Origin of the sequence: Pseudomonas sp. Z5-35 (assembly GCF_051131945.1) — a bacterium.
GTDB lineage: Bacteria > Pseudomonadota > Gammaproteobacteria > Pseudomonadales > Pseudomonadaceae > Aquipseudomonas > Aquipseudomonas marvdashtae.
Map to the genome: position 1 here is coordinate 1867601 of NZ_CP071640.1, position 24986 is coordinate 1892586.

Here is a 24986-nt window from a genome sequence, read left to right on the forward strand (position 1 = left end):
GGGAGCTCGCTTCCTCGGCTGATTGCGTTGTTGCCGTCAGTCCTTCGTCAACGCGGCGACGACCAAGGCCACGTTACCTTCCAGCTCCGCCACCGGATCGGCGCCGTCGGTACTCAACACCAACAGTTGGCTACCGCCTTCTACAATGGCCGCTTTCAATGCTTGCGACGGCTCTCGGTGATGCAGGACCAGCGCGACGTCGTTGTCTTTCAACGTGGCGGCCAGCTGCTTCAGGGCGTCGGGTGTCCAGTCGGCATCGGGCCGGGCATCGGTGCTGATCCCATCCAGATTCAACCCGCTGATCAAGTAGCCAAAATGCTCGCTCAGGCTTACCACACTCAAGTTGTCAGCCCCGGCGAGCCTTTTTTCGCTGTCGGCGCTGAGCTTGAGCAAGCGTTGCTTGAGCGTCGCGAGGTTGGCGTTGATCTTCGACTTGGCCGTCGGGGCCAGGCGCACCAGGTCGGCGGCGATCACATCGGCCATCCGGCCAAGGTTATGGCTGGCCATCCACGGCTGGCTCGCCAGGCCATCGGCCATGCCCGGTTGCACGGCGATACCGGGCAGGGCGCCGTCCACCGGGCGCGCCGCGTCGACCTCGACAATGTGGATATTGCTGCGCCGGGCCATCGGATACAGCGGATCGTCCGGCCACAGCGAGCGCAGGCCGATCACCGCGTCAGCCTCACCGGCGAGTTTGCCCAGTGCCGCGGCGCCACGCCCGCTGAAATATGCGCTTTGCCGGGTACCGGGTAGATTGTCCGGCGCGGCCCGGTCCAGGCTGACATCGGTGCCCTTGAGCAAGGCGTCGCTCAAGCCGTAGGTGATCGGCAGCGAGGCAAGCAGACGGACCTTTTCGTCAGCAAATGACGAGGTGGCGACGACGCCGCACAAGGTGAAGGCCAAGGCCAGTTGTCGTAATGAAAAAAACATTTATCCAAGATTCCCTTTCAGTTGGGGGACAACCCCTCGGGCGATGGCGGCAAGGGCGAATGCGATACCGGCCACCAGAATGATCGCGGCACCGGATGGGATCGGCAGGTCGAAGACAATCGGCGCCAGGATCCCGCACAACGTGCTGACGGTCGCAATCAAAACCGAGCACCAGAAAAAGCCTTTCAACGATTGGCTGAGCAGACGCGCGGCCGCGGCCGGAATCACCAGCAGCGCACCGACCAGAATGGCGCCGATGACCTTCACCGCTGCCACGGTGATCAGGGTCACCAGCACCACGAATAGATAGTCCAGGGTCTTGACTGCGACCCCGCGTACCGCCGCCAATTGCGGATTGAAACTGGCGAGCATGATTCGGTTGTACAGCGGCAGCGCCAGGGCCATCACCAGCGAGCCGACCACCGCCAGCACCACGAGGTCGTTGCCATTGACCGTCAGCACCGAGCCGAACAACACGTTTTCCAGGATGTGCACATTGATCTTGCCCGCCAGGATCAACAGCAGGCTGGCGCCCAGGGCCAGGGACACCGAAAGGAAAACGCCGATCAAGGTGTCCGGCGCCAGGCCCGTGCGGTTGCGCAAGTAATTGAGCAAGATGCCGAACAGCAGGCAGTAGCCGAACAGGCTGCCGTAGGGCCCGGTGTAGGGTTCGCCGAGCAAGATACCAATGGCCACGCCAGTCAGCGCCGCATGGCCCACCGCCTCGGAGAAAAACGCGAAGCGCTTGACCACTACCAGCGTGCCAAGGCCGCCCAGCACCGGCCCGATCAATAGCCCGGCCAGCAAGGCATTGACTACGAATCCATAGGCGAGCGCCTCGGGCAGATAACCGGACGAGGCCCAGCCCTGGATCATCAAGCGAAAGGCTTCGTAACTCATCCGGCGGCGCTCCCGTTCGTGCGTGGATGGGTGGAAAACAGCGTCAGCAGGCGTTCCGGTGTCAGGGTCTGGCGCGGCGGGCCATCGAACAGAACGCGGCGATTCAGGCCGGTGACGCGGTCAGCCAGGCGCCCGACGGCTTCCAGGTCGTGTTCGATCCACAGCACCGTGATTCCGGCAAGGCGCCAGTCTTGTAGCAATTTTTCAAACACCTGGATGCCTGCTTCGTCCAGCGCCGACATCGGTTCATCCAGCACCAGCAATTGCGGTGAAGGAATCAACCCCTGGGCCAACAACACCCGCTGGCGCTCGCCGCCTGACAACGCGCCCATGCGCCGCTTGCGCTTGTCCTGCATTCCGACCCGCTCCAGCGCCTGGCCGATGGCGCCAGCGTAGTGTTTGCTCAGGCCGAGAAAGGCTGGCCGTCGCTGACACATCGCCGCCATGAAATCATCCACGGTCATGGGCAGGCCCCGGTCGAATTCCAATGCCTGGGGCACGTAGCCGATCACCCCAGGCTCGCTCGGCCATCGCAGGCTCAAGCGGCCCTGATGCGGCATCTGCCCGAGCAAAGTCTTGATCAGCGAACTCTTGCCACCACCATTGGGGCCGACCAGCGCATGGATGCTGCCCGGTTGCACTTGGAATGCCACGCTGTCGAGAATCGTGGTGCGACCCAGGTTGAGACCCACGTCGGCGAACTCGATCAATGGTCCGGCGTGTGGCTGGATAAGGGTTTCCTGGACGGTCATGCGCCGGACTCCTGGATCGCTCGGACTACCGTGTCGAGGTTGCCGGTCATTTCCTTTTCGTACTTCTCGGCGCTGTAGTCGCCGTACGAGATGTGCGAGAGCGGGTACAGCTTCACCCCCGATTCACGCTGGATGGTGTCGACGTAGGTGGACGGGAAGTCCATCTCCGAGAAGATCACTTTCACGTCCAACTCACGCAGTTGGTCGATGGTCTTTTTCAGTTGGCTGGGGCTGGGCTCGATGCCGTGGGCGGGCTCGACCACGGCGGTGACTTCCAGACCGAATTCGCGCAACAGGTAGTCGTAGGCGGCGTGCACCGTGGCGACCCGCAGTTCGGCATTCGGCGCCTGGGTCAGCTTGGCCAGGGCGGCGGCACGCATCTGCCGCAGGCGCTTGCCATAGGCGCGGGCATTCTGCGTATAGGCCTTGGCATTGTCCGGGTCGAGCTTGCCCAATTCCCGGGCGATATTGTTGACCTGGGCGATGGACGCGCTGATGGACAGGAAAGTGTGTGGGTTTACGACTTTGCCCGCGCCTCGTGCGGCGGTGCCCGTGGCGGCCAGCAAGGGTACGTTTTCGTTGGCTTCTATGACCTTGACGCCCGGGGTTTCGCTGGCGGCGATCATGCGGTCGGCGAAATCGTCGTGGCCGACGCCGTTGAGCACGATCACGTCCAGGCCGCCGATGCGCTTGATGTCTTGCGCGCGGGGTTCATAGGCGTGAGGGTTGAAACCTGCCGGGATCAACGGCACCACTTCGGCCTTGTCGCCGACGATGTTGGCCACGTAGCTGTAATAAGGGTGCAAGGTGATGCCGATGCGCAGGCGCTTGGATGTTTCGGCGCTCGCCAGTGGGGCGACCAGGCAAGCGAGCAGGCCGATCAATAGCAGGCGCAGCAAGGGGCGGCGTTGAAATGCAATAGGCATGGGCAAACGGTCTTCTCTCGAAAAAAACGTGGGGTCAGTGCCGGTGCTGGCGGGTTACGCCGGCATCGAATTGCGCGACGATCTGTTGCCAGCCGGCGGCGGACAGGGCGGCGTCGTCCAGTGCCGTGGGGGCCGTCGGAGAGTTGTTGCGGTTAAGCCAGATGTCCGGGGCTGCGTCGGACGCTTCGCTGATGCGCATCAGAAAGGAGCCCGAGACCGACGGTTTGGTGCTTGCGCCGAAGTAGGCCTGTTCGTTCAACAGCTGCCAGGCGTGGTCGCCTCGACTGACGGAACTGGCGTCGTGGGCGAACGGCGCAAAGCCTTCGTCGGCCAAGGCTTGCGGGCCGGGGAGGGCTGGCTCGCTTTCGCGCAGAAGGCGGATCTCATCCAGCGTCACCCGCAGGTCGGCATAGATGCCTTGCTCGGCGGCGCTGAGGTCGCGGCGAGCATCCAGTTGATAGGTCTCCAGGTGCGCGACGTCCTGGGTTTCCCCGTGCCAAGCCACGACCGAGCCGGCGCCCAGTACGATGATCAGGCACAGCAGCAACACGTAAAGGGTTTCATGTCCGGCACCGGCGGGGCGGATGACTTGGGTAACAGGTGCGCTCATGGGGCCTCGATGTCGGCTTGGTCGATTTCCACTACGTGGCCGGGACCTGCGTCGAAGAGCACGTAGAATTCGGCGTTCGGCTTTTTGAAGGTCAGGGTCGAGTCGGCGCCGAGCTTGCCCGGGACCAGGATGGTTTCGTCGTAGCCAATCACGTCCAGCGTCACCCCTGGGGCACCGCTGCCGTCGGAAAAACCGCCGGTGCATTGGATCTGTTCGGCATCGATGGCTTTACATTCGCACATCGGGTTGTGGGCCTGCGCGCTGGTGGCGAAACCTGCGCACAGCAGCAGCGCCAGGCTGTTGAGAACGGCGCGTAGGGTCATGGTCGGGCTCCTTGGGTTTGCAACCAGGCGACGGTGGCCGGTGAGGCTTGGCTCAGGGGAATGGAAGCTTGATGCATCGAACCGTCCCAGCCCTCAAGGGTGATCCACAGTTCGGCGTCTGGCTGGGTCTTCTTCGGCACTGGCAGCAAGGCGCCCATGCGATACGGCGAGCCGAAGAAAATCACCCCGGCAGCCCGCAGGCTGCGCGGTTTTCCGATGCGCAAGTAGGTGGCTTTGACCTGGCTGATGCAGCGCTGGCAGAGGGCGGCGTTGAAGTGTTTCATCGGGCCGGCGGGCCCTTGGGTGCGAGGCGCTTCGTTGCGAAACTCCGCCAGGCGCAGGCTCCACGGCCCGACCTGGACCTCGCCGACTTCACGCTCGCCAAGCCCTCCGTCTCCTCGGAACAGAGCCGCTTCTGAAAAATACTTAGGCATGAAACCCAGGGGAATCAACAGCAACAACACGTTGAGGTGGAAACGCCATTTGTGCCAGAACTGGCCCAGGCGTGAGGGTGATGTTGTCGTGGTGGACGGGTTCACAGGTTGCCCTCCGGCGAGTCACGGTGCAGGGACGGCTGCAATAAAGGCGCGGCCAAGGCCTGTGGTGCGGGTTTCTGGCCGCGCTTGAAGGCGTTGGCGGTGGCCAGGGCGGTGCGTTTGGTCCAGATCAACAGGCCACTGAGGACCATCAGGCTCAGGACCAGACCAAAGAAGAACCAGATAAGCTTGATCCACAGTCCGCCGAAGTCCCCGGTGTGCAACGGGCGCATCGATTCGGTGACGAACTCCAGCGCCGTACGGTCCGATAACAAGCGCGAGGCATCCACGTCACCGTTATAGGGATTGATAGTCGCGGTCTGGAACATCAGCGGATACCAGCCGCGACCGCCGATTTCCAAATGGCTGTAGGCGTTGAAGGGCAGGCTGACGAAGCTCGCCTCCAGCCCTGGGATTCGCTGCTGGGCGATCTCGATGGCGCGATCCAGGTTCAGCTGTGGCGGCGGCATGCCATTGGCCGAGAGCGGAACGCTTTCGCGGGCCACTACCGGGACGACCGGTGCACTGGAGATGGAAATCCCGTTGTCGGCGAGCGAAGCCTCGATCAGGAACCAGACACCTGTGACGGAAATGACCGCAATGAACCAGATCGACCAGATGCCGCTGAGCCGATGGAAGTCGCCCCAGAAAATACGGGCGCCGTGGCGGATACGCAGGGTCGGACGGAAGAAACCCTTCCAGAAACGCTTGTAGACCACCAGCCCGGTCACCAGGGACGCGAGCAGCGGCAGACCGAGGAAAGACACCAGGTACCAGCCCCAACTGTAACCGTTGGTGAATGGCACCAGCCACCAGCCATGCAGTGCACGTGTAAAGGCCTTGAAGTTGAACGCCGGGGCCGATCCCTGGATGACGCCGCTGTAGGGGTTTACGTAGACGGTGTCAGGGCGGCCGTCGGGGTAGGTGACCTTGGCCTCCAGGGCGAAATGCGATTCGTCCGGACGCACGATGCTTTGCACTTGGGTCTGCGGTTGGGCCTGCTTGATGGCGGCAATCACCTGGTCGTAGCTGAGCAGCGGGGCATCGTCCGAGGGTTCGCTGGCGCGCATTTCAGGGTTGACCAGCCAGACAATCTCCTGGCTGACCACCGCCAGGGTGCCGGTGACGCAGACTATCAGCACGAAGAACCAGATGGGCAGCGCCAGCCAGCTATGAACCAGGAACCACAGTTTTGAACGGGATTTCTTGGACATGATTGAGCGTCTTGATTCGATGAAAGGTTCTGTGTCACGGGCTTCGTAACCCCATGAACCTTGGGAAAACAGGCCGTGGCTTTTGCCGACGCGGCCTGCTGCATCTAATTAAGACGAATGAGCAGCCGAAATCCCGAAAGGGAAGATGAAAGAAAATGTTTCGCGTTTACGATTCAGGTCTTTTTGGCGAGGAAACAGGTTCCCTCGCCAAAAAGACCTTGGGCGAGTCAGCCCTGCTGTTGGAACATCTCTTCGGCTCGCTGCTCGATCTGTTCCTGGCTCAGATCCTCCTTGTGCGTCGCCAGGAACCACAGATGCCCATAGGGATCTTTCAGGGTCCCGGTGCGATCACCATAAAATTGATCCTTGACCTCGGAAATCACCGTGCCTCCGGCTTCAATCGCTCGGGCAAAGGCACTGTCCACGTCTTCGACATATAAATGCAGCCCCACCGATGGCGATCGGTCCGGGTTGCTCAGTGGGCCCTGATCGCAAGGCGTGCCGAGCATGATCGGATAACCGTTGATTCGCAGCTCGGCATGTCCGATACCCCCATCGGGCATGGCCAGGCGCATCACCTCCGTGGCGTTGAAGGCTTTTTTATAGAAATCGATGGCTTCGGCGGCTTTTTGAATGCCCAGGTAGGGCGTGATGCCATGGAAACCTTCGGGAATGGCTTTGACGCCCATGACATTTCTCCTTAGTTGTGAAGGGAGGCGAAGAAAGTCTTCGTCGATTTGCGCCCATCCACTATAGGCCGGCCATCGCGGCCGGGCTCATGTCCCGACGAACGCCTCAAAGTTCGTCCAGCAAATGCGCCCCAGGTCCACGCTTGCCTAATACATCACCATGATTGCGCAGCGGGCAATTCTCCATCGATAGGCAACCGCAGCCGATACAGCCGTTGAGCCGGTCGCGCAGCGCAACCAGTTGATTGATGCGTTCATCCAGGTCCCGGCTCCACTGCGCCGACAACGCCTCCCAGTCGGCGGCCGTTGGCGCGCGGTTGTCCGGAAGGGTCTTCAATGCCTCGCCAATTTCCGCCAGAGGAATACCCAGGCGCTGGGCGACCTTGATGAGCGCCACGCGCCGCAGGACTTCGCGAGGGTAGCGACGCTGATTGCCCGGGTTGCGCGTGCTTTTGATCAGGCCCTTGGATTCATAAAAATGTAGCGCCGTGACCGCCACACCGCTGCGGGCGGCGACTTGGCCGACGGTGAGTTGCTTGTGAATATTGAGAGGCGTTGACAACTGAATCACCGCTTGACCTTGACTTAAGTAGAGGTTTTACCCTGCAGGACTTCGGATCGCAAGATTCGCCTTACGTGGACGGGGGACCTTTCATGCAATCTTCAAGTAATAACCGCAGCTTCACGCAACTGATCGAATTCGATATCGAACCGCAGTCGCTGCAGGCGCTGGTGACCGCCCTGACGAAGCAGACCGAGCGTCTGGCCCGTGACCACCAGGGCTTCCTCAGTGCCAGTATCCAGGCCAGCGAGGACGGCCGGCGGGTGCTCAATTATTTGCAATGGCAAACCCGCGAAGCCGGTGAAGCGGCGTTTCGACGTTTCGAAAACGGCGAGGAAAATTTCTGGCAGTTGATTCAGGCGCATCGGGCCAAAGCGGTGACGTTCGGCTCGTTCCAGATACTGCACGACATCGAGCGCAGCCTGGATAACGCGCTGCAGTGCCGGTGGTTCAGCCAAGCGCAACGAGAAATCCGAGAGGGCGATACCCACTATCAAAACCGTTGATTTCTGCCGTGCCGGGTCGGCGGGTAGCCTTTGTTCATCGCCCAACTTCAGAACATCGGACTCCCGCCATGAATCGTATCCTTGCTGTTTTGCTGCTGTTGACTGCCACCGTATTGAGCGGTTGCGCTTCGTCGTCCCCGGAGTTGCGTCCCTACACCGCCGAGGAATCTCGCGAGCTGGCCCTTGAAGCCTTGAATCGCCGCGGCCTTTCGTTTGACGAATACCACGCGAAGAAAGCCGAGCTGCTTGGACCTTCGCAGAAGAATGTCGGCTTTGATGAGCGTGGCGAAATGAATGCCGAGCAGACCGTCCAATTGCCTGGCCGGCCAAGCTGAGGGACTGTACCGCTCGAAGTTTTGCCTAACTGTCCATGGGTTTGCGCCGGGACGTGGGGTAGGGTCACTAGCTGACTGCCCCGACGGATTGACCTGCCATGACCCTCTCGCTTGACCTGCTGCTGGGCTTCGCCCTGTTTGCCCTCGTGACCTCGATCACGCCAGGCCCCAACAACACCATGTTGCTGGCCTCGGGTGTCAATTTCGGTTTCAACCGCACCATCCCTCACATGCTGGGCATCACCTGCGGGTTCTTTTCCCTGGTGTTGGCGGTGGGCCTTGGCCTGGGCGCGGTGTTCCAGGCATACCCGTTGCTCTACACCGTGCTGCGCTACGTCGGCGCGGCGTATCTGATGTACCTGGCGTGGAAGATCGCTCATTCCGGTCCCGTCTCTGACAGTGGAACCGGCGACAATAAGCCGATCAGCTATTGGGGCGCGGCGGCGTTCCAATGGGTCAATCCCAAGGCCTGGATCATGGCCATCGGTGCCATCAGTACTTACACGCCTCTGCAAGGCTACTTTTTCAACGTGGTGGTGATCGCGACGGTGTTTGCCCTCATCAATCTGCCAAGTGTCAGCTTGTGGGTGGTTTGCGGCAGCCTGTTGCGCAACTTGTTGCGTGATCGTCGATGGCTGCGCCTGTTCAACTGGGGCATGGCGCTGCTGCTGGTCGCATCGCTGTATCCGTTGTTGCTCGAAAGCGTGAGCTGAGGGCTGAGCTTCGACGCGATGCCTGCTAAGCTCGCTTCTCCAGGAGCGTTCCTACGCACTTTTAAACGAAGTCCGACTTCTTTAAGGTCTTGATCAGGTATAGCTTGTCTCGAACCCAACGAGGGCATCCTGATCCCGGAGCAGGCTCTGCGAGTTTCTTATGAATAAGCGTCCTTTGTATTTCGATTATGCCGCCACCACGCCGGTGGATGAGCGAGTTATCCAGGTCATGGTCCAGTGCCTGGGGTTTGACGGTAATTTTGGCAATCCGGCCTCCAGTTCCCACGCCTTCGGACAGGAGGCCCGGCGTTCCGTGGAACAGGCGCGCCAGCAGGTGGCCCACTTGGTTGGGGCTCAGCCCGGGCAAATCGTCTGGACGTCCGGCGCCACCGAATCCAACAACCTGGCCATCAAGGGCGTGACCCAACTGCGCGGTGCGCGCGCTGGCCATGTCATCACCAGCCTGATCGAACACAAGGCGGTTCTCGACACCGTCAGGCAGCTCGAGGAAGGTGGCGTCGCGGTGACCTGGCTGGCGCCGGGCGCCGATGGGCTGATCAGCCCGCAAGCGGTTCACGAGGCGTTGCGTGACGACACATTCCTGGTGTCGCTGATGCTGGTGAACAATGAGTTGGGCACCCTCAATGATGCCGTTGCCATCGGCGAAATCGTTCGGGAGCATGGCGCGTTGTTTCATATGGACGCGGCCCAGGGCGCGGGAAAGGTGAGCATCGACCTGGCCCGATGGCCGGTGGACCTGATGTCTTTTTCCGCGCACAAGGTCTACGGTCCCAAGGGGATCGGCGCACTTTACGTCGGTGATCGCGCACGCTCGCGGCTATCGGCCCAGATCCATGGCGGCGGTCATGAAGGTGGCTTGCGCTCCGGGACCCTGGCCACCCACCAGATTGCCGCGATGGGCGCGGCATTCGAGCTGGCGGCGCAATCCTTTGATGAAGAACTTGCTGACATCGCCCGGTTGCGCAATCGTTTGCTTGAGCCTTTGCTGGCCTTGCCCGGTGTGTGTATGAATGGCAGTGCCAACCGCCGCATTCTCCATACGGTGAGCCTGACGTTCAACGAAGGTGAGTTCAACCCGACGACGCTGGGAGCATCGATGGCATTTTCCGCGACCTCGGCTTGCAACTCGGCGCAAAACACCCCATCCCACGTGTTGCTCGCCCTTGGGCACGATGCGCGTGCGGCCGGGCGGACCATTCGTTTGAGCCTGGGTCGCTTTACCAGCGAACAGGATATTGATGAGGCGGTGCGATTGATCAAGGCAGCCTGCGCTACCGCGCCGGCTTTCTGGGCGACAACCCCCTGAGCCGAACGTATTCGGCATCGAACAATAAAATTGATTAGCAGGAGTGATGATGAGTACCCAGCTTTCGACCCCGGGACAGGTTCTCCAGCGCCTGGCCCGAATTCGCCAATTGATGAGCCAGGAGGGCATCCATGCGCTGTTGGTGCCTTCCGCCGACCCGCATCTTTCGGAGTATCTGCCGGGTTACTGGCAAGGGCGCCAATGGTTGTCCGGGTTCCATGGCTCGGTCGGTACATTGATTGTGACCACGGATTTCGCCGGAGTCTGGGCGGACAGTCGTTACTGGGAACAAGCCACCAGGGAACTGGAAGGCAGCGGCATCGATCTGGTCAAGCTCATCCCCGGACAGCCCGGTCCGCTGGACTGGCTGGCCGAAAACACGCCTGAAGCAGGCGTGGTGGCGGTCGATGGGGCGGTCATGGCGGTGGCATCGGCGCGAACCCTGAGCAGCAAGTTGCAGGAGCGTGGCGCACGGTTGCGTACCGACATCGATCTGCTTGCCCAAGCCTGGACCGATCGTCCGAGCCTGCCTGATCAACCGGTCTACGCCCATTTGCCGCCGCAAGCCACGATCGGCCGTGTCGAGAAAATTGCCCAGTTGCGCGAATCGCTCAAGGAGCGTGCTGCGGACTGGCATTTCATCGCCACCCTGGACGACATCGCCTGGCTGTTCAACCTGCGCGGCGCGGATGTGTCGTTCAATCCGGTGTTCGTTTCCTTTGCCCTGATCAGCCAGCAACAGGCGACGCTGTTCGTGGACTTGAACAAGGTCGACGCTGCGCTGCGTTCCGCTCTCGAGCAGGACGGCGTAACACTGCGCGACTACAGCGAAGCGGCGGCTGCGTTGCGTGAAGTGCCGAGCGGCGCGAGCCTGCAGGTCGATCCGGCACGGGTCACGGTCGGCTTGCTCGGCAATCTGGACAGCGGCGTGAAACTCGTCGAAGGGCTCAACCCCACGACGCTGGCCAAATCGCGCAAAAGCCCGGCCGATGCCGAGCACATCCGTCGAGCCATGGAGCAGGACGGAGCGGCACTCTGCGAATTTTTTGCCTGGCTGGAAAGTGCCTGGGGCCATGAGCGCATCACCGAACTGACCATCGATGAGCACCTGACCGCAGCGCGCAAGCGCCGGCCGGAGTTCGTCTCCTTGAGCTTCAACACCATCGCAGCGTTCAATGCCAATGGCGCGATGCCTCACTACCACGCCACGGAAGAAGCGCACGCGGTCATTGAAGGTGATGGCTTGCTGTTGATCGATTCGGGCGGCCAGTACCTTGGCGGTACCACCGATATCACCCGCATGGTGCCGGTCGGGACACCGACGTCGGAGCAGAAGCGTGACTGCACTCGCGTGCTCAAAGGCGTGATTGCCTTGTCCAGGGCCAAATTCCCCAAGGGCATTCTGTCGCCTCTGCTGGATGCCATCGCCCGGGCGCCGGTCTGGGCTGAGCAGGTGGATTACGGTCATGGCACGGGCCACGGCGTCGGTTATTTCCTTAACGTTCACGAAGGGCCGCAGGTCATTGCCTATCAGGCCGCTGCCGCGCCCCAGACCGCCATGCAGCCGGGCATGATCACCTCCATCGAGCCGGGTACTTATCGCCCGGGCCGCTGGGGTGTTCGCATCGAGAACCTGGTGTTGAATCGTGAGGCGGGCAGCAGCGAGTTCGGCGAGTTCCTCGCATTCGAAACCCTGACGCTGTGCCCGATCGACACCCGTTGCCTGGAGCCGTCGTTGCTGACCCAGGATGAAAAGGACTGGCTCAACGCCTACCATGGCGAGGTTCAGCGTCGCTTGAGTCCGCTGCTCAATGGCGCTGCGCTGCAATGGCTGGACACGCGGACTGCGGCGATCTGAGGCGAAGGGATCAGCCGAGGGCTTCACGGACGAAGTCCAGCCGATCCTGGCCAAAAAACAGTTCCGCGCCCACGAACATGCTCGGGGCGCCGAACACCCCACGTCTAACAGCTTCTTCTGTGGCTGTCTTGAGCGCTTCCTTGATCTGCTCATCTGCGGTCAAGGCCAGCACATGATCAGAATCAAAACCGCCCTCGCTCAGGACCGCCGCCACGGTTGCCGGATCGTTCAGGTTGCGGGCATCGACCCACAATGCTCGGAACAGACAATCAACAAAAGCCTCGAAACGCTCGGGCTGGCGCAACTGCATGCCAGTCACGGCGCGCATCAGCAGCAACGTGTTGATCGGGAAATAGGGGTTGAGCTTGAAATCCACGCCGTAACGTTTGGCAAAGCGATTCAGATCCTTGAACAGGTAAGGTCCTTTGGCTGGCACGGTCACCGGCGATGCGTTGCCCGTTGCCTTGAATATGCCACCGAGGAGCATCGGACGGTAAATCAGTTTGCTGGCGGTTTGTGCGCAAAGCGCGGGTAGCTGGGTGTAGGCCAGATAGGTGGTCGGGCTGCCGAGATCGAAGAAAAATTCCACAGATTTATTCATGAGCGTTGCTCTCTTATTGGTACAGGAAGGGGGTCTACCAGCGTTCGCTCCAGGGGCGCAGGTCCAGTTCGAAGGTCCAGGCATCGCGAGGCTGGGAGTGCAGATACCAATAATTTTCAGCAATGTGCCCGGGGTCGAGGATGCCGTCCTCATCCTTGGTTGCGTATTTTTCCGGGAAGTTATTGCGGATGAAATCAGTGTCGATGGCGCCGTCGACCACCACATGAGCCACGTGGATATTCATCGGCCCCAGTTCACGCGCCATACTCTGGGCCAGCGCGCGTATGCCGTGCTTCGCCCCGGCAAACGCGGCGAACCCAGATGCGCCGCGCAATCCCGCCGTGGCCCCGGTGAACAGAATCGTTCCGCGCTGGCGCTTGACCATGCGCCTGGCCACTTCCCGCGCGTTGAGAAAACCTGAGAAACATGCCATCTCCCAGATCTTGAAATACTTGCGCGCTGTCTCTTCCAGGATGCTGCACGGCACGTTGGCGCCGATATTAAATACAAAGGCTTCGATCGGGCCGAGTTGAGTCTCGATTTGCTCGATCAATGCAATGACGTCGTCTTCCTTGCGCGCATCGCAAGCGAATCCGTGGGCTTCGCCGCCTTGGGCTCGAATGTCGTTGACCAACGGTTCGAGTTTGTCGGCGCTGCGACGCGTCACACATGCGACGAAACCTTCCTGGGCGAAACGCCTGGCTATAGCGCCGCCGGTGGCATCGCCCGCACCAACAACCAGTACGATCTTCTTGTTATTCATGGTCAGTCCTATAGATAAACGATCGTTAGCTAAACGAACGTTATGCTAAGGTTTGGTGGACGTCAAGGCGAGTACCAAGAGGCAGGACGATGCGTTATTCAGTCAATCACAAGATAGAAACCCGCGAAAAGCTGCTCGTTAGCAGCGCCATGTCAGCCAAGAAGTCGGGTTTTTCGACGGTAGGGGTTGATGGCCTTATGAAAGCGATCGGATTGAGCGGCGGTGCGTTCTACAGTCACTTCTCATCCAAGGACGAGCTTTTCAAGGTCATTATCGAGCGAGAGCTCGCCCACAGCCTGGACCGATTGAGCGGCGACGGGGTGATGGACTCAGCGAAACTGCAGCGTTGTCTCAAGCAGTACCTGAGCATGAGCCACGTCGAGCAACCCGAAGCAGGGTGCGCCTTGCCGGTACTGGGACCGGAGATTGCGCGTTCGGATCTGGAGGTTCGTGAAGCGGCACAAGCGTGGATCTGCCGTTTGCACGAAAGTTGGGCGCAAATACTGGGAAGCGGCAGCCTTGCGTGGGCGATCCTGTCGCAATGCGTGGGAGCGTTGGTCGTCGCGCGAATGCTGGCGACACCCGAAGTGCAGCGCGATGTCCTCAAGTCCAGCCATGATGAAATCAGCCGCCAAATAGCCGAGCGGCCGTTCGATTGACCTGCGCTTATTTGCAGATGACGATCATGCTGCGGCTGGTGTAACCGGCGGGGTTGAGTCCGAAGGGATAATCCCCCGGTTCCTCGACGGCGTCGCCCGACTTGGCGATGACCTTGTAGTTTTTTGGGGCGCATGAATTGGCGGCGGTAGCAGCACACTGGTCCCAAGATGACGTCAGGCCAGAGCAATTGATGTGCAAGCCTTTTTTACCGCGTTTGATTTCCGTTTTCGATGTCGCCGCGCAGCCCGCAACCGCAAGTACGGCGATCAATATCAAAATTCTTTTCATTCCCGTCCTTATGCCGTCGTGGATCTTCTGTCTACGTACGGCTGCGTTCGCTTTTGCTTGAAGCGGTCATGACGTCCTGTATGAAAAATCCATGTCTGACATTAGGTTACGGGGCTAAACATGGCCTAAATGGCCAGTAAATACCAGAGCTATGTAAAAAACTGCTCAATCTGCCGCAACGGCGGGCTTTGCGGTATCGCCCATGGTCAGCGTCGCGCCGATCGACGCGAGGATAATGCACGTGATGGCGGTCCACTGGGCCAGGGACAGATACTCTTGGAGGAATAACAGGCCCGACAACGCACCGACCGCGGGCTCGACGCTCATAAGGGTTCCGAACGTACGCGCGGGGATCCGGGTCAGGGAAATCATCTCCAAGGTATAAGGCAGCGCAGTGGAGAGTATCGCGACTGCAATGGCGACCGGGATAAGGCTTGGCGTAAGTAGCGCGGCCCCGGCATGGACAATGCCGATAGGGGCTACAAACAAGGCGGCGATCATGACGCCCAATGCAGCGGTCTGCACGCCGTTATCTGCTCCCGCCTTCTGGCCAAACAGAATGTACAGCGCCCAACACACGCCTGCTCCCAGGGCATAGCTGGCTCCGGTCAGATCGATGCTGGCGCTGGCAGCGCCGGTTGGTATGAGTAACAGCAGTCCAATCACTGCCAGGGCAATCCACAGGAAATCAATTGCTCGGCGAGAGGCGTAGATGGCTACGGCCAAGGGGCCGGTAAACTCCAGTGCCACGGCAATGCCCAGTGGAACCGTGCGAAGCGACATATAGAAGAGGAAATTCATACCGCCCAGGGCCAATCCGTAGATGACCACGGTGCGCAGGGACTGGGCGGTGAGTTTGGCTCGCCAGGGTCGTAGCAGCAGCAACATGATGAGGCTGGCAAAAATGAGTCGCAGCGTAGTGGTGCCTTGGGCGCCTACAACCGGGAACATGCTTTTGGCGAGGGAGGCTCCAGACTGGATGGATGCCATGGCGACGAGAAGCAGGGCAACCGGATATAGGGTAGCTACCAGGCTGCGATTGGGAGAAGTCATTACAGGGTGTCATCCAAGAAAAGGCGGGAAAGACCGGTTTGCGCAATATAGTGCGCATTTCAAGCGATACCGTCTATATATAAGACGGATTGGGGCCCATTTCGGTCCGGAAAGCTGGGAAAGCGAAATAAAGGGTTGACGGCAAATCCTGGGTGTCTATAATTCGCCCCACTTCCGGCGCAGTCGAAACGGAAAACTCCTTGAGTTTCAACGAGTTAAGTAGGTTTCGATGTAAGCGTGCTTCAGTTCATCGAGGCACGGAAGGAGCGGGTAGGGCGGCGTTGTTTGGCTCTATCGGCGGTTCGATCTTCTCGGTCGAAAGCGGAGAAAAAGAGGTGTTGACAGCAGCGACTAACGCTGTAGAATTCGCCTCCCGCTAACGAGAGATCGGAAGCGCAAGTGGTTGAAGTTGATAAGGAAACTTTGAAAACTTCTAAAAATAACCGCTTGACAGATACACAAGGCGCTGTAGAATGCGCGCCTCGGTTGAGACGAAAGGCTCAGCCAACCGCTCTTTAACAACTGAATCAAGCAATTCGTGTGGGTGCTTGTGGAGTCAGACTGCTAGTCAACAGATTATCAGCATCACAAGTTACTCCGCGAGAAATCAAAGATGTAACCAACGATTGCTGAGCCAAGTTTAGGGTTTTCTCAAAACCCAAAGATGTTTGAACTGAAGAGTTTGATCATGGCTCAGATTGAACGCTGGCGGCAGGCCTAACACATGCAAGTCGAGCGGTAGAGAGGTGCTTGCACCTCTTGAGAGCGGCGGACGGGTGAGTAATGCCTAGGAATCTGCCTGGTAGTGGGGGATAACGCTCGGAAACGGACGCTAATACCGCATACGTCCTACGGGAGAAAGCAGGGGACCTTCGGGCCTTGCGCTATCAGATGAGCCTAGGTCGGATTAGCTAGTTGGTGGGGTAATGGCTCACCAAGGCGACGATCCGTAACTGGTCTGAGAGGATGATCAGTCACACTGGAACTGAGACACGGTCCAGACTCCTACGGGAGGCAGCAGTGGGGAATATTGGACAATGGGCGAAAGCCTGATCCAGCCATGCCGCGTGTGTGAAGAAGGTCTTCGGATTGTAAAGCACTTTAAGTTGGGAGGAAGGGCATTAACCTAATACGTTGGTGTCTTGACGTTACCGACAGAATAAGCACCGGCTAACTCTGTGCCAGCAGCCGCGGTAATACAGAGGGTGCAAGCGTTAATCGGAATTACTGGGCGTAAAGCGCGCGTAGGTGGTTCGTTAAGTTGGATGTGAAATCCCCGGGCTCAACCTGGGAACTGCATTCAAAACTGTCGAGCTAGAGTATGGTAGAGGGTGGTGGAATTTCCTGTGTAGCGGTGAAATGCGTAGATATAGGAAGGAACACCAGTGGCGAAGGCGACCACCTGGACTGATACTGACACTGAGGTGCGAAAGCGTGGGGAGCAAACAGGATTAGATACCCTGGTAGTCCACGCCGTAAACGATGTCAACTAGCCGTTGGGAGCCTTGAGCTCTTAGTGGCGCAGCTAACGCATTAAGTTGACCGCCTGGGGAGTACGGCCGCAAGGTTAAAACTCAAATGAATTGACGGGGGCCCGCACAAGCGGTGGAGCATGTGGTTTAATTCGAAGCAACGCGAAGAACCTTACCAGGCCTTGACATCCAATGAACTTTCCAGAGATGGATTGGTGCCTTCGGGAACATTGAGACAGGTGCTGCATGGCTGTCGTCAGCTCGTGTCGTGAGATGTTGGGTTAAGTCCCGTAACGAGCGCAACCCTTGTCCTTAGTTACCAGCACGTTATGGTGGGCACTCTAAGGAGACTGCCGGTGACAAACCGGAGGAAGGTGGGGATGACGTCAAGTCATCATGGCCCTTACGGCCTGGGCTACACACGTGCTACAATGGTCGGTACAGAGGGTTGCCAAGCCGCGAGGTGGAGCTAATCCCACAAAACCGATCGTAGTCCGGATCGCAGTCTGCAACTCGACTGCGTGAAGTCGGAATCGCTAGTAATCGCGAATCAGAATGTCGCGGTGAATACGTTCCCGGGCCTTGTACACACCGCCCGTCACACCATGGGAGTGGGTTGCACCAGAAGTAGCTAGTCTAACCTTCGGGAGGACGGTTACCACGGTGTGATTCATGACTGGGGTGAAGTCGTAACAAGGTAGCCGTAGGGGAACCTGCGGCTGGATCACCTCCTTAATCGACGACCGCAGCTGCTCCATGAGCTCCCACACGAATTGCTTGATTCATTGAAGAAGACGATAGAAGCAGCTTTAAGCTCCAAGCTGATAGCTCACAGCTAACAGTTACAAGCTCGAAATTGGGTCTGTAGCTCAGTTGGTTAGAGCGCACCCCTGATAAGGGTGAGGTCGGCAGTTCGAATCTGCCCAGACCCACCAATTTTGTAATGGGGCCATAGCTCAGCTGGGAGAGCGCCTGCCTTGCACGCAGGAGGTCAGCGGTTCGATCCCGCTTGGCTCCACCATAAACTGCTTCTGAAAGCTTAGAAATGAGCATTCCATCGACGTGATGGTGAATGTTGATTTCTAGTCTTTTGATTAGATCGTTCTTTAAAAATTTGGGTATGTGATAGAAAGATAGACTGGACGTTACTTTCACTGGTAACGGATCAGGCTAAGGTAAAATTTGTGAGTTCTCTTAGTTGAGGAATTCGAATTTTCGGCGAATGTCGTCTTCACAGTATAACCAGATTGCTTGGGGTTATATGGTCAAGTGAAGAAGCGCATACGGTGGATGCCTTGGCAGTCAGAGGCGATGAAAGACGTGGTAGCCTGCGAAAAGCTTCGGGGAGTCGGCAAACAGACTGTGATCCGGAGATGTCTGAATGGGGGAACCCAGCCATCATAAGATGGTTATCTTGTACTGAATACATAGGTGCAAGAGGCGAACCAGGGGAACTGAAACATCTAAGTACCCTGAGGAAAAGAAATCAACCGAGATTCCCTTAGTAGTGGCGAGCGAACGGGGACTAGCCCTTAAGCTTCTTTGATTTTAGCGGAACGCTCTGGAAAGTGCGGCCATAGTGGGTGATAGCCCTGTACGCGAAAGGATCTTAGAAGTGAAATCGAGTAGGACGGAGCACGAGAAACTTTGTCTGAATATGGGGGGACCATCCTCCAAGGCTAAATACTACTGACTGACCGATAGTGAACTAGTACCGTGAGGGAAAGGCGAAAAGAACCCCGGAGAGGGGAGTGAAATAGATCCTGAAACCGTATGCGTACAAGCAGTGGGAGCCCACTTTGTTGGGTGACTGCGTACCTTTTGTATAATGGGTCAGCGACTTATTTTCAGTGGCGAGCTTAACCGAATAGGGGAGGCGTAGCGAAAGCGAGTCTTAATAGGGCGTCTAGTCGCTGGGAATAGACCCGAAACCGGGCGATCTATCCATGGGCAGGTTGAAGGTTGGGTAACACTAACTGGAGGACCGAACCGACTACCGTTGAAAAGTTAGCGGATGACCTGTGGATCGGAGTGAAAGGCTAATCAAGCTCGGAGATAGCTGGTTCTCCTCGAAAGCTATTTAGGTAGCGCCTCATGTATCACTGTAGGGGGTAGAGCACTGTTTCGGCTAGGGGGTCATCCCGACTTACCAAACCGATGCAAACTCCGAATACCTACAAGTGCCGAGCATGGGAGACACACGGCGGGTGCTAACGTCCGTCGTGAAAAGGGAAACAACCCAGACCGTCAGCTAAGGTCCCAAAGTTATGGTTAAGTGGGAAACGATGTGGGAAGGCTTAGACAGCTAGGAGGTTGGCTTAGAAGCAGCCACCCTTTAAAGAAAGCGTAATAGCTCACTAGTCGAGTCGGCCTGCGCGGAAGATGTAACGGGGCTCAAACCATACACCGAAGCTACGGGTATCACGCAAGTGATGCGGTAGAGGAGCGTTCTGTAAGCCTGTGAAGGTGAGTTGAGAAGCTTGCTGGAGGTATCAGAAGTGCGAATGCTGACATGAGTAACGACAATGGGTGTGAAAAACACCCACGCCGAAAGACCAAGGTTTCCTGCGCAACGTTAATCGACGCAGGGTTAGTCGGTCCCTAAGGCGAGGCTGAAAAGCGTAGTCGATGGAAAACAGGTTAATATTCCTGTACTTCTGGTTATTGCGATGGAGGGACGGAGAAGGCTAGGCCAGCTTGGCGTTGGTTGTCCAAGTTTAAGGTGGTAGGCTGAGATCTTAGGTAAATCCGGGATCTTAAGGCCGAGAGCTGATGACGAGTTACCCTTTGGGTGACGAAGTGGTTGATGCCATGCTTCCAAGAAAAGCTTCTAAGCTTCAGGTAACCAGGAACCGTACCCCAAACCGACACAGGTGGTTGGGTAGAGAATACCAAGGCGCTTGAGAGAACTCGGGTGAAGGAACTAGGCAAAATGGCACCGTAACTTCGGGAGAAGGTGCGCCGGTGAGGGTCAAGCACTTGCTGCGTAAGCCCACGCCGGTCGAAGATACCAGGCCGCTGCGACTGTTTATTAAAAACACAGCACTCTGCAAACACGAAAGTGGACGTATAGGGTGTGACGCCTGCCCGGTGCCGGAAGGTTAATTGATGGGGTTAGCTAACGCGAAGCTCTTGATCGAAGCCCCGGTAAACGGCGGCCGTAACTATAACGGTCCTAAGGTAGCGAAATTCCTTGTCGGGTAAGTTCCGACCTGCACGAATGGCGTAACGATGGCGGCGCTGTCTCCACCCGAGACTCAGTGAAATTGAAATCGCTGTGAAGATGCAGTGTATCCGCGGCTAGACGGAAAGACCCCGTGAACCTTTACTATAGCTTTGCACTGGACTTTGAATTTGCTTGTGTAGGATAGGTGGGAGGCTTTGAAGCGTGGACGCCAGTTCGCGTGGAGCCAACCTTGAAATACCACCCTGGCAACTTTGAGGTTCTAACTCAGGTCCGTTATCCGGATCGAGGACAGTGTATGGTGGGTAGTTTGACTGGGGCGGTCTCCTCCTAAAGAGTAACGGAGGAGTACGAAGGTGCGCTCAGACCGGTCGGAAATCGGTCGTAGAGTATAAAGGCAAAAGCGCGCTTGACTGCGAGACAGACACGTCGAGCAGGTACGAAAGTAGGTCTTAGTGATCCGGTGGTTCTGTATGGAAGGGCCATCGCTCAACGGATAAAAGGTACTCCGGGGATAACAGGCTGATACCGCCCAAGAGTTCATATCGACGGCGGTGTTTGGCACCTCGATGTCGGCTCATCACATCCTGGGGCTGAAGCCGGTCCCAAGGGTATGGCTGTTCGCCATTTAAAGTGGTACGCGAGCTGGGTTTAGAACGTCGTGAGACAGTTCGGTCCCTATCTGCCGTGGACGTTTGAGATTTGAGAGGGGCTGCTCCTAGTACGAGAGGACCGGAGTGGACGAACCTCTGGTGTTCCGGTTGTCACGCCAGTGGCATTGCCGGGTAGCTATGTTCGGGAAAGATAACCGCTGAAAGCATCTAAGCGGGAAACTTGCCTCAAGATGAGATCTCACTGGGACCTTGAGTCCCCTGAAGGGCCGTCGAAGACTACGACGTTGATAGGCAGGGTGTGTAAGCGCTGTGAGGCGTTGAGCTAACCTGTACTAATTGCCCGTGAGGCTTGACCATATAACACCCAAGCAATTTGCTGATCCTGCTCGCAGGGCGCCAGATTGCGGTGTGTGAAGACGAAACGAACCGAAAGTTCGAATCTCACAAAAACACCGAAGCTATCACATACCCAATTTGCTGAAGCGAGGCCAGCCGGCCACGACTCAGTACCCGAATTTCTTGACGACCATAGAGCATTGGAACCACCTGATCCCATCCCGAACTCAGCAGTGAAACGATGCATCGCCGATGGTAGTGTGGGGTTTCCCCATGTGAGAGTAGGTCATCGTCAAGATTAAATTCCGAAACCCCTATCTGCTGATGCAGGTAGGGGTTTTGTTTTTGTGTCAAAAAAATAGGATGACCTAACGATCATCCTCTTCAGCGTCCCTCAATCAAGCCTCAGGCACCGGGCAGCTCAAATCGCCCTCCTTGCATTTCAGATAAGTCTTGAGCGTCTCGATACGCGCCTTCGTAACGGCTGTAATACACTCATTGTGGATCATTGGATAGGCGCTACCGCCTTTAACGCCGGACGCAGAAAAGCTGCACTCAGCGTCACGAAAGCCCATCCAGGCACGTTGCGCCTTGACCAGCAGTTGCTTGGCTTCGGCATTGTCCTTCAGGCGCGCTGTGATTTGCTTGTACAAGCTGTTCAGCTCCTTGTCGGCGGCCTTGTTCTCTTGGGCCGAGCACTGGTTCAGGTCACCTTGGCTCGTGGCGTCGGTGCAATCTTCAGCGTGGACTGTGGCGATGAACAACAGCGGGATCATGGGCAGAAGCAAGCGGCTGGACATTATCTATCTCTCCTTGAGGGGTAAAACTGCCGGAGGAGTGTACCCAAACAACGCATCGATACAACTTTCCGGTTGGCCTTGCGGTCTTACAGGCCTACTGTTGAACACAGGAGGTGATCCATGCATTTATCCGATCGTATCGAAAGAAAGATCCTACTTAAGGCGCCGCGCTCACAAGTCTGGCGCGCTCTGGCCAATGCTGAGACCTTCGGCCAATGGTTTGGTGTAAACCTCGTGGGCAAACGGTTTGTTGCGGGTGAGCGCACCCAGGGGCAGATCACCTATTCGGGGTATGAGCATCTTGTCTGGGATGTGGCGGTGGAACGCGTCGAGCCCGAGCGGGTGTTCTCATTTCGCTGGCATCCTTACGCCGTCGATCCGCAAACCGATTATTCCCAGGAGTCTGAAACCCAAGTGCAGTTCGAACTTGAAGACATGAATGGAGGGACCTTGCTGAAGGTGGTGGAGTCGGGTTTCAAAAAGATTCCCGAGGCGCGCCGACTCAAGGCCTTCCGCATGGACAGTCGCGGCTGGGATGAGCAAATGGCGAACATTGAAGAGTTTCTGAACAAGTCATGAGTGGCTACCCAGGTATCGATACCTGACGGGACTAGGGGTTTCCGGAAGGTGGTGTATGGCGAATGTCTTACGCTCGGTGGTAGCTATGTCCTCTATTTCACTTTGGATCCGAGGCGTAATCTGAACTCATCCACTGAAGCACAGGGAGTGCTCAGGATCAGGGAAGATCGGCCTTGCAAGGATTGCTATCGACAGGGAGTCGTAATGGTCTTGGAAAAACCCGCTTAGGCGGGTTTTTTTTCGTCCTTTAAAAGATCAAGAGGCGTTGTATAGCCAAACGCTTACGCCGCGATGCTGCGTTGTCGTCTTTGCGCATCAAGGTGACGAGGCTAATCTATGTTTACCCACTGAGCACAGGGAGTGTTCGGGGTCACGGATGACGGGGCCAGGCATGGAATGCCAGACAGGAGTCGAACTGGTCCTCAAAAAACCCGCCTAGGCGGGTTTTTTTTTGTCTTGAAGAAAGTAGGTCCTCATGCTTGTCCTGCTGCAAGGGTTCAGAGGGGGGAGTCGGGTGCGGTCGTTAGTTGGAAACTGCCCTGCGTTTGCCTGATCCTGTTTGCGTGCAGGATCAGGCGCTGCTGGCTTGCAACGCCATGGCACGCAGGCGGGCGATGTCCTTGCTCGGCGAGGCGCCGAATAGACGGCTGTATTCACGGCTGAACTGCGAAGGGCTTTCATAGCCCATCTTGTAGCCGATTGACGAAACGTCGCTGTTCTCCGCCAGTAAAAGTCGCCGGGCTTCCTGCAGGCGTAACTGTTTTTGATATTGCAGCGGGCTCATGGCGGTCACGGCTTTGAAACGATGATGCAGTGCCGAGGCGCTGAGATTGATCATCTGCGCCAGGCTTTCGATGCTCAGCGGCTCGGCATAATGCGTGTTGAGCCACTCGATGGCGCGGCTGATGCGGTGTGTCTGGGTGTCAGGAATGGCAATCTCATGCAGCCGTCGGCCTTGGGAACCCCGCAGCAATCGATAAAAAATTTCCTGCTGGGCCAACGGAGCGAGGGTCGCAATGTCGTCCGGACTGTCCAGCAGCCGCAGCAAGCGCAACATTGCGTCGAGCAGGGGCTCATCGATTCGGTCGAGAAACAATCCGCGATCGGCTCTCTCGGTTGGCACGCCGATTGGGCTGGCGTCGGCGATCAGCCGGCAGATTTGTGCCGGGTCGATGTCCAGGCGGATGCACAGGTACGGTTGATCGGGGCTGGCCTCGATCACCTGGCCGGCCAACGGTAGCGTCACCGAGACCACCAGGTAGTTAAGCGGATCATAAACGTAGCGTTCGTCCGCGAGCGTGACCTCCTTGCGCCCTTGAACAATGACGCACAGCCCAGGCTTATGCACGACGTGCAAGGCTTCGGTGGGATGGTCGCTCCGGATCAGGTGCAACGCCTCTATAGCCGTGGAGTGAACACCATATTCCGGCGCGAAGCGCTTCATCAAGTTCGCCAGTTCGGCGCGACGCAGGTCTACGCCGTTATCAGGCGTGATGGTGATGGAGGTGGATACCGACATGCCGATCAATCTCCCTGCCCAATTCAATGGATCGCGCTAGTAAAGCCGATTGCAACCGCGACGACCAGAGGCGTTATCGTTACAGGATCGTGCAAGTGCGCAGGAGAATCCGGCTAACCCAAGCGTCGGAAGGCCTCTTAATCTGGACCTGTCAAAACGCTCCCTCCGGGGCCAACGTATCCAGACGAGGAAATCATCATGTCCGATAGTCAAAACAAAGTAGTGGTCATCACTGGCGCAAGCAGCGGGATTGGCGAGGCGGCGGCGCGGTTGCTGGCCGCCCGGGGTGCTTCTGTTGTGCTTGGCGCTCGGCGCGTGGACCGCTTGCAAGCGCTGGTGCAGGAACTTCAAGGCGCTGGCCAGCAGGCCGCCTGCCGAGCCGTGGACGTGACCCGTCGTGACGACGTCCAGAGCCTGATCGATTTCGCTGTCGAAAGATTCGGACGGGTTGATGTCATCGTCAACAACGCCGGGGTGATGCCGCTCTCCAAGCTCGAGGCGCTGAAAGTCGAGGAATGGGATCGCATGATCGACGTCAACATTCGTGGCGTGCTTCATGGCATCGCCGCCGGTTTGCCGCTGATGCAGCGCCAACGCAGCGGCCAGTTCATCAACATTGCTTCCATCGGTGCCTACACCGTCAGCCCCACGGCCGCTGTGTATTGCGCGACGAAATTTGCTGTGCGGGCGATTTCCGAGGGCCTGCGCCAGGAGGTCGGTGGCGATGTTCGCGTGACGGTGATTTCACCTGGCGTGACCGAGTCGGAACTGGCCGAAAGCATTTCCGACGAAGGCGGACGCGCCGAGATGCGCGAGTTCCGCAAGATTGCCATTCCCGCCGAGGCCATCGCCCGGGCCATTGCCTACGCGATCGAGCAACCGGCGGACGTGGATGTCAGCGAACTGGTGGTGCGGCCGACGGCCAGCCCGTTCTAA

The 24986-nt window shown here is 58.0% G+C and carries 24 protein-coding genes, 2 tRNA genes and 3 rRNA genes; 13 read left to right on the forward strand and 16 right to left on the reverse strand.

What is annotated here, in order from left to right; all coding sequences use genetic code 11:
* Positions 1 to 36: 36 nt before the first annotated feature.
* The 10 genes from J3P95_RS08875 to soxR form a co-directional block, all read right to left on the reverse strand.
* Positions 37 to 930, reverse strand: a complete 894-nt coding sequence (locus J3P95_RS08875; RefSeq protein WP_434562217.1) for a metal ABC transporter solute-binding protein, Zn/Mn family — start codon at positions 928 to 930, stop codon at positions 37 to 39.
* A complete protein-coding gene (locus J3P95_RS08880) occupies positions 931 to 1830 on the reverse strand; it encodes a metal ABC transporter permease (RefSeq protein ID WP_434562219.1) in 900 nt (299 codons plus the stop codon).
* A complete protein-coding gene (locus J3P95_RS08885; protein WP_434577780.1) occupies positions 1827 to 2582 on the reverse strand; it encodes a metal ABC transporter ATP-binding protein in 756 nt (251 codons plus the stop codon). The genes J3P95_RS08880 and J3P95_RS08885 overlap by 4 nt, the downstream gene beginning before the upstream one ends.
* A complete protein-coding gene (locus J3P95_RS08890) occupies positions 2579 to 3508 on the reverse strand; it encodes a metal ABC transporter substrate-binding protein (RefSeq protein WP_434562223.1) in 930 nt (309 codons plus the stop codon). Before J3P95_RS08890 ends, J3P95_RS08885 begins: the two co-directional genes overlap by 4 nt.
* A 34-nt stretch (positions 3509 to 3542) precedes the next feature.
* Entirely contained in the window at positions 3543 to 4118 is a 576-nt protein-coding gene (locus J3P95_RS08895; RefSeq protein WP_434577778.1) for a DUF6162 family protein, read from the reverse strand.
* On the reverse strand, positions 4115 to 4441 hold the full coding sequence (locus J3P95_RS08900; protein WP_434577776.1) for a hypothetical protein: 327 nt from the start codon (positions 4439 to 4441) through the stop codon (positions 4115 to 4117). Before J3P95_RS08900 ends, J3P95_RS08895 begins: the two co-directional genes overlap by 4 nt.
* Complete coding sequence (locus tag J3P95_RS08905) at positions 4438 to 4980, reverse strand: thiamine pyrophosphate-binding protein (protein WP_434562229.1); 543 nt, start codon at positions 4978 to 4980, stop codon at positions 4438 to 4440. Before J3P95_RS08905 ends, J3P95_RS08900 begins: the two co-directional genes overlap by 4 nt.
* A complete protein-coding gene (locus tag J3P95_RS08910) occupies positions 4977 to 6191 on the reverse strand; it encodes a PepSY-associated TM helix domain-containing protein (protein ID WP_434562231.1) in 1215 nt (404 codons plus the stop codon). Before J3P95_RS08910 ends, J3P95_RS08905 begins: the two co-directional genes overlap by 4 nt.
* A 227-nt stretch (positions 6192 to 6418) precedes the next feature.
* Positions 6419 to 6880 (reverse strand): VOC family protein, encoded by a 462-nt coding sequence (locus tag J3P95_RS08915; protein ID WP_434577774.1) that lies wholly within the window; start codon positions 6878 to 6880, stop codon positions 6419 to 6421.
* Positions 6881 to 6986: 106 nt separating this feature from the next.
* Positions 6987 to 7442, reverse strand: coding sequence for a redox-sensitive transcriptional activator SoxR (gene soxR / locus J3P95_RS08920; protein ID WP_434581253.1), 456 nt, complete (start codon positions 7440 to 7442; stop codon positions 6987 to 6989).
* Positions 7443 to 7534: 92 nt separating this feature from the next.
* On the opposite strand from soxR, the gene J3P95_RS08925 reads away from it, so the two are divergent.
* The 5 genes from J3P95_RS08925 (at position 7535) to J3P95_RS08945 (ending at position 12181) form a co-directional block, all read left to right on the forward strand.
* Positions 7535 to 7948 carry an antibiotic biosynthesis monooxygenase gene (locus tag J3P95_RS08925; RefSeq protein WP_434562235.1) on the forward strand — a complete coding sequence of 138 codons (414 nt, stop codon included), beginning with the start codon at positions 7535 to 7537 and terminating at the stop codon, positions 7946 to 7948.
* 68 nt (positions 7949 to 8016) lie between these two features.
* Entirely contained in the window at positions 8017 to 8283 is a 267-nt protein-coding gene (locus J3P95_RS08930; RefSeq protein WP_434562237.1) for a hypothetical protein, read from the forward strand.
* Between the two features lie 98 nt (positions 8284 to 8381).
* Positions 8382 to 8996, forward strand: coding sequence for a LysE family translocator (locus J3P95_RS08935; protein WP_434562239.1), 615 nt, complete (start codon positions 8382 to 8384; stop codon positions 8994 to 8996).
* A gap of 160 nt (positions 8997 to 9156) precedes the next feature.
* Positions 9157 to 10323 carry an aminotransferase class V-fold PLP-dependent enzyme gene (locus J3P95_RS08940; protein ID WP_434577772.1) on the forward strand — a complete coding sequence of 389 codons (1167 nt, stop codon included), beginning with the start codon at positions 9157 to 9159 and terminating at the stop codon, positions 10321 to 10323.
* A gap of 49 nt (positions 10324 to 10372) precedes the next feature.
* On the forward strand, positions 10373 to 12181 hold the full coding sequence (locus J3P95_RS08945) for an aminopeptidase P family protein (protein ID WP_434577771.1): 1809 nt from the start codon (positions 10373 to 10375) through the stop codon (positions 12179 to 12181).
* A 10-nt stretch (positions 12182 to 12191) separates the two neighbouring features.
* Here J3P95_RS08945 and J3P95_RS08950 read toward each other — a convergent pair whose 3' ends face one another.
* Both J3P95_RS08950 and J3P95_RS08955 read right to left on the reverse strand, forming a co-directional pair.
* Complete coding sequence (locus tag J3P95_RS08950; RefSeq protein WP_434562245.1) at positions 12192 to 12782, reverse strand: 2-hydroxychromene-2-carboxylate isomerase; 591 nt, start codon at positions 12780 to 12782, stop codon at positions 12192 to 12194.
* 34 nt (positions 12783 to 12816) lie between these two features.
* Complete coding sequence (locus J3P95_RS08955; protein ID WP_434562247.1) at positions 12817 to 13545, reverse strand: SDR family oxidoreductase; 729 nt, start codon at positions 13543 to 13545, stop codon at positions 12817 to 12819.
* A gap of 89 nt (positions 13546 to 13634) precedes the next feature.
* On the opposite strand from J3P95_RS08955, the gene J3P95_RS08960 reads away from it, so the two are divergent.
* On the forward strand, positions 13635 to 14204 hold the full coding sequence (locus J3P95_RS08960; RefSeq protein ID WP_434562249.1) for a TetR/AcrR family transcriptional regulator: 570 nt from the start codon (positions 13635 to 13637) through the stop codon (positions 14202 to 14204).
* Positions 14205 to 14211: 7 nt separating this feature from the next.
* Here J3P95_RS08960 and J3P95_RS08965 read toward each other — a convergent pair whose 3' ends face one another.
* Together J3P95_RS08965 and rhtA are read right to left on the reverse strand one after the other, a co-directional pair.
* Positions 14212 to 14493 carry a hypothetical protein gene (locus tag J3P95_RS08965; protein WP_186611432.1) on the reverse strand — a complete coding sequence of 94 codons (282 nt, stop codon included), beginning with the start codon at positions 14491 to 14493 and terminating at the stop codon, positions 14212 to 14214.
* A 165-nt stretch (positions 14494 to 14658) separates the two neighbouring features.
* Positions 14659 to 15546, reverse strand: coding sequence for a threonine/homoserine exporter RhtA (gene rhtA, locus J3P95_RS08970; protein ID WP_434562251.1), 888 nt, complete (start codon positions 15544 to 15546; stop codon positions 14659 to 14661).
* 670 nt (positions 15547 to 16216) lie between these two features.
* On the opposite strand from rhtA, the gene J3P95_RS08975 reads away from it, so the two are divergent.
* From J3P95_RS08975 to rrf, 5 genes are all read left to right on the forward strand, one after another.
* A 16S ribosomal RNA gene (locus J3P95_RS08975) occupies positions 16217 to 17753 on the forward strand.
* Between the two features lie 123 nt (positions 17754 to 17876).
* Positions 17877 to 17953: transfer RNA gene (locus J3P95_RS08980), tRNA-Ile, on the forward strand.
* 10 nt (positions 17954 to 17963) lie between these two features.
* A tRNA-Ala gene (locus J3P95_RS08985) sits at positions 17964 to 18039 on the forward strand.
* A 242-nt stretch (positions 18040 to 18281) separates the two neighbouring features.
* Positions 18282 to 21173 (forward strand): 23S ribosomal RNA (locus tag J3P95_RS08990).
* Between the two features lie 161 nt (positions 21174 to 21334).
* Positions 21335 to 21450 (forward strand): 5S ribosomal RNA (gene rrf, locus J3P95_RS08995).
* The 16S, 23S and 5S rRNA genes sit together here with 2 tRNA genes alongside, the layout of an rRNA operon.
* Positions 21451 to 21550: 100 nt before the next feature.
* On the opposite strand, the gene J3P95_RS09000 is transcribed toward rrf, so the two are convergent.
* On the reverse strand, positions 21551 to 21952 hold the full coding sequence (locus J3P95_RS09000; protein ID WP_434577768.1) for a lysozyme inhibitor LprI family protein: 402 nt from the start codon (positions 21950 to 21952) through the stop codon (positions 21551 to 21553).
* 120 nt (positions 21953 to 22072) lie between these two features.
* Between J3P95_RS09000 and J3P95_RS09005 the strand changes: the two genes are divergently transcribed.
* Positions 22073 to 22531, forward strand: coding sequence for an SRPBCC family protein (locus J3P95_RS09005; RefSeq protein ID WP_434577766.1), 459 nt, complete (start codon positions 22073 to 22075; stop codon positions 22529 to 22531).
* A gap of 571 nt (positions 22532 to 23102) precedes the next feature.
* Here the strand turns inward: J3P95_RS09005 and J3P95_RS09010 are convergent.
* Positions 23103 to 24050: an AraC family transcriptional regulator N-terminal domain-containing protein gene (locus tag J3P95_RS09010; RefSeq protein ID WP_434562257.1), complete on the reverse strand. Its 948-nt coding sequence runs from the start codon at positions 24048 to 24050 to the stop codon at positions 23103 to 23105.
* A 198-nt stretch (positions 24051 to 24248) separates the two neighbouring features.
* Here J3P95_RS09010 and J3P95_RS09015 point away from each other — a divergent pair, with 198 nt between their 5' ends.
* Positions 24249 to 24986, forward strand: coding sequence for an SDR family oxidoreductase (locus tag J3P95_RS09015; RefSeq protein ID WP_434577765.1), 738 nt, complete (start codon positions 24249 to 24251; stop codon positions 24984 to 24986).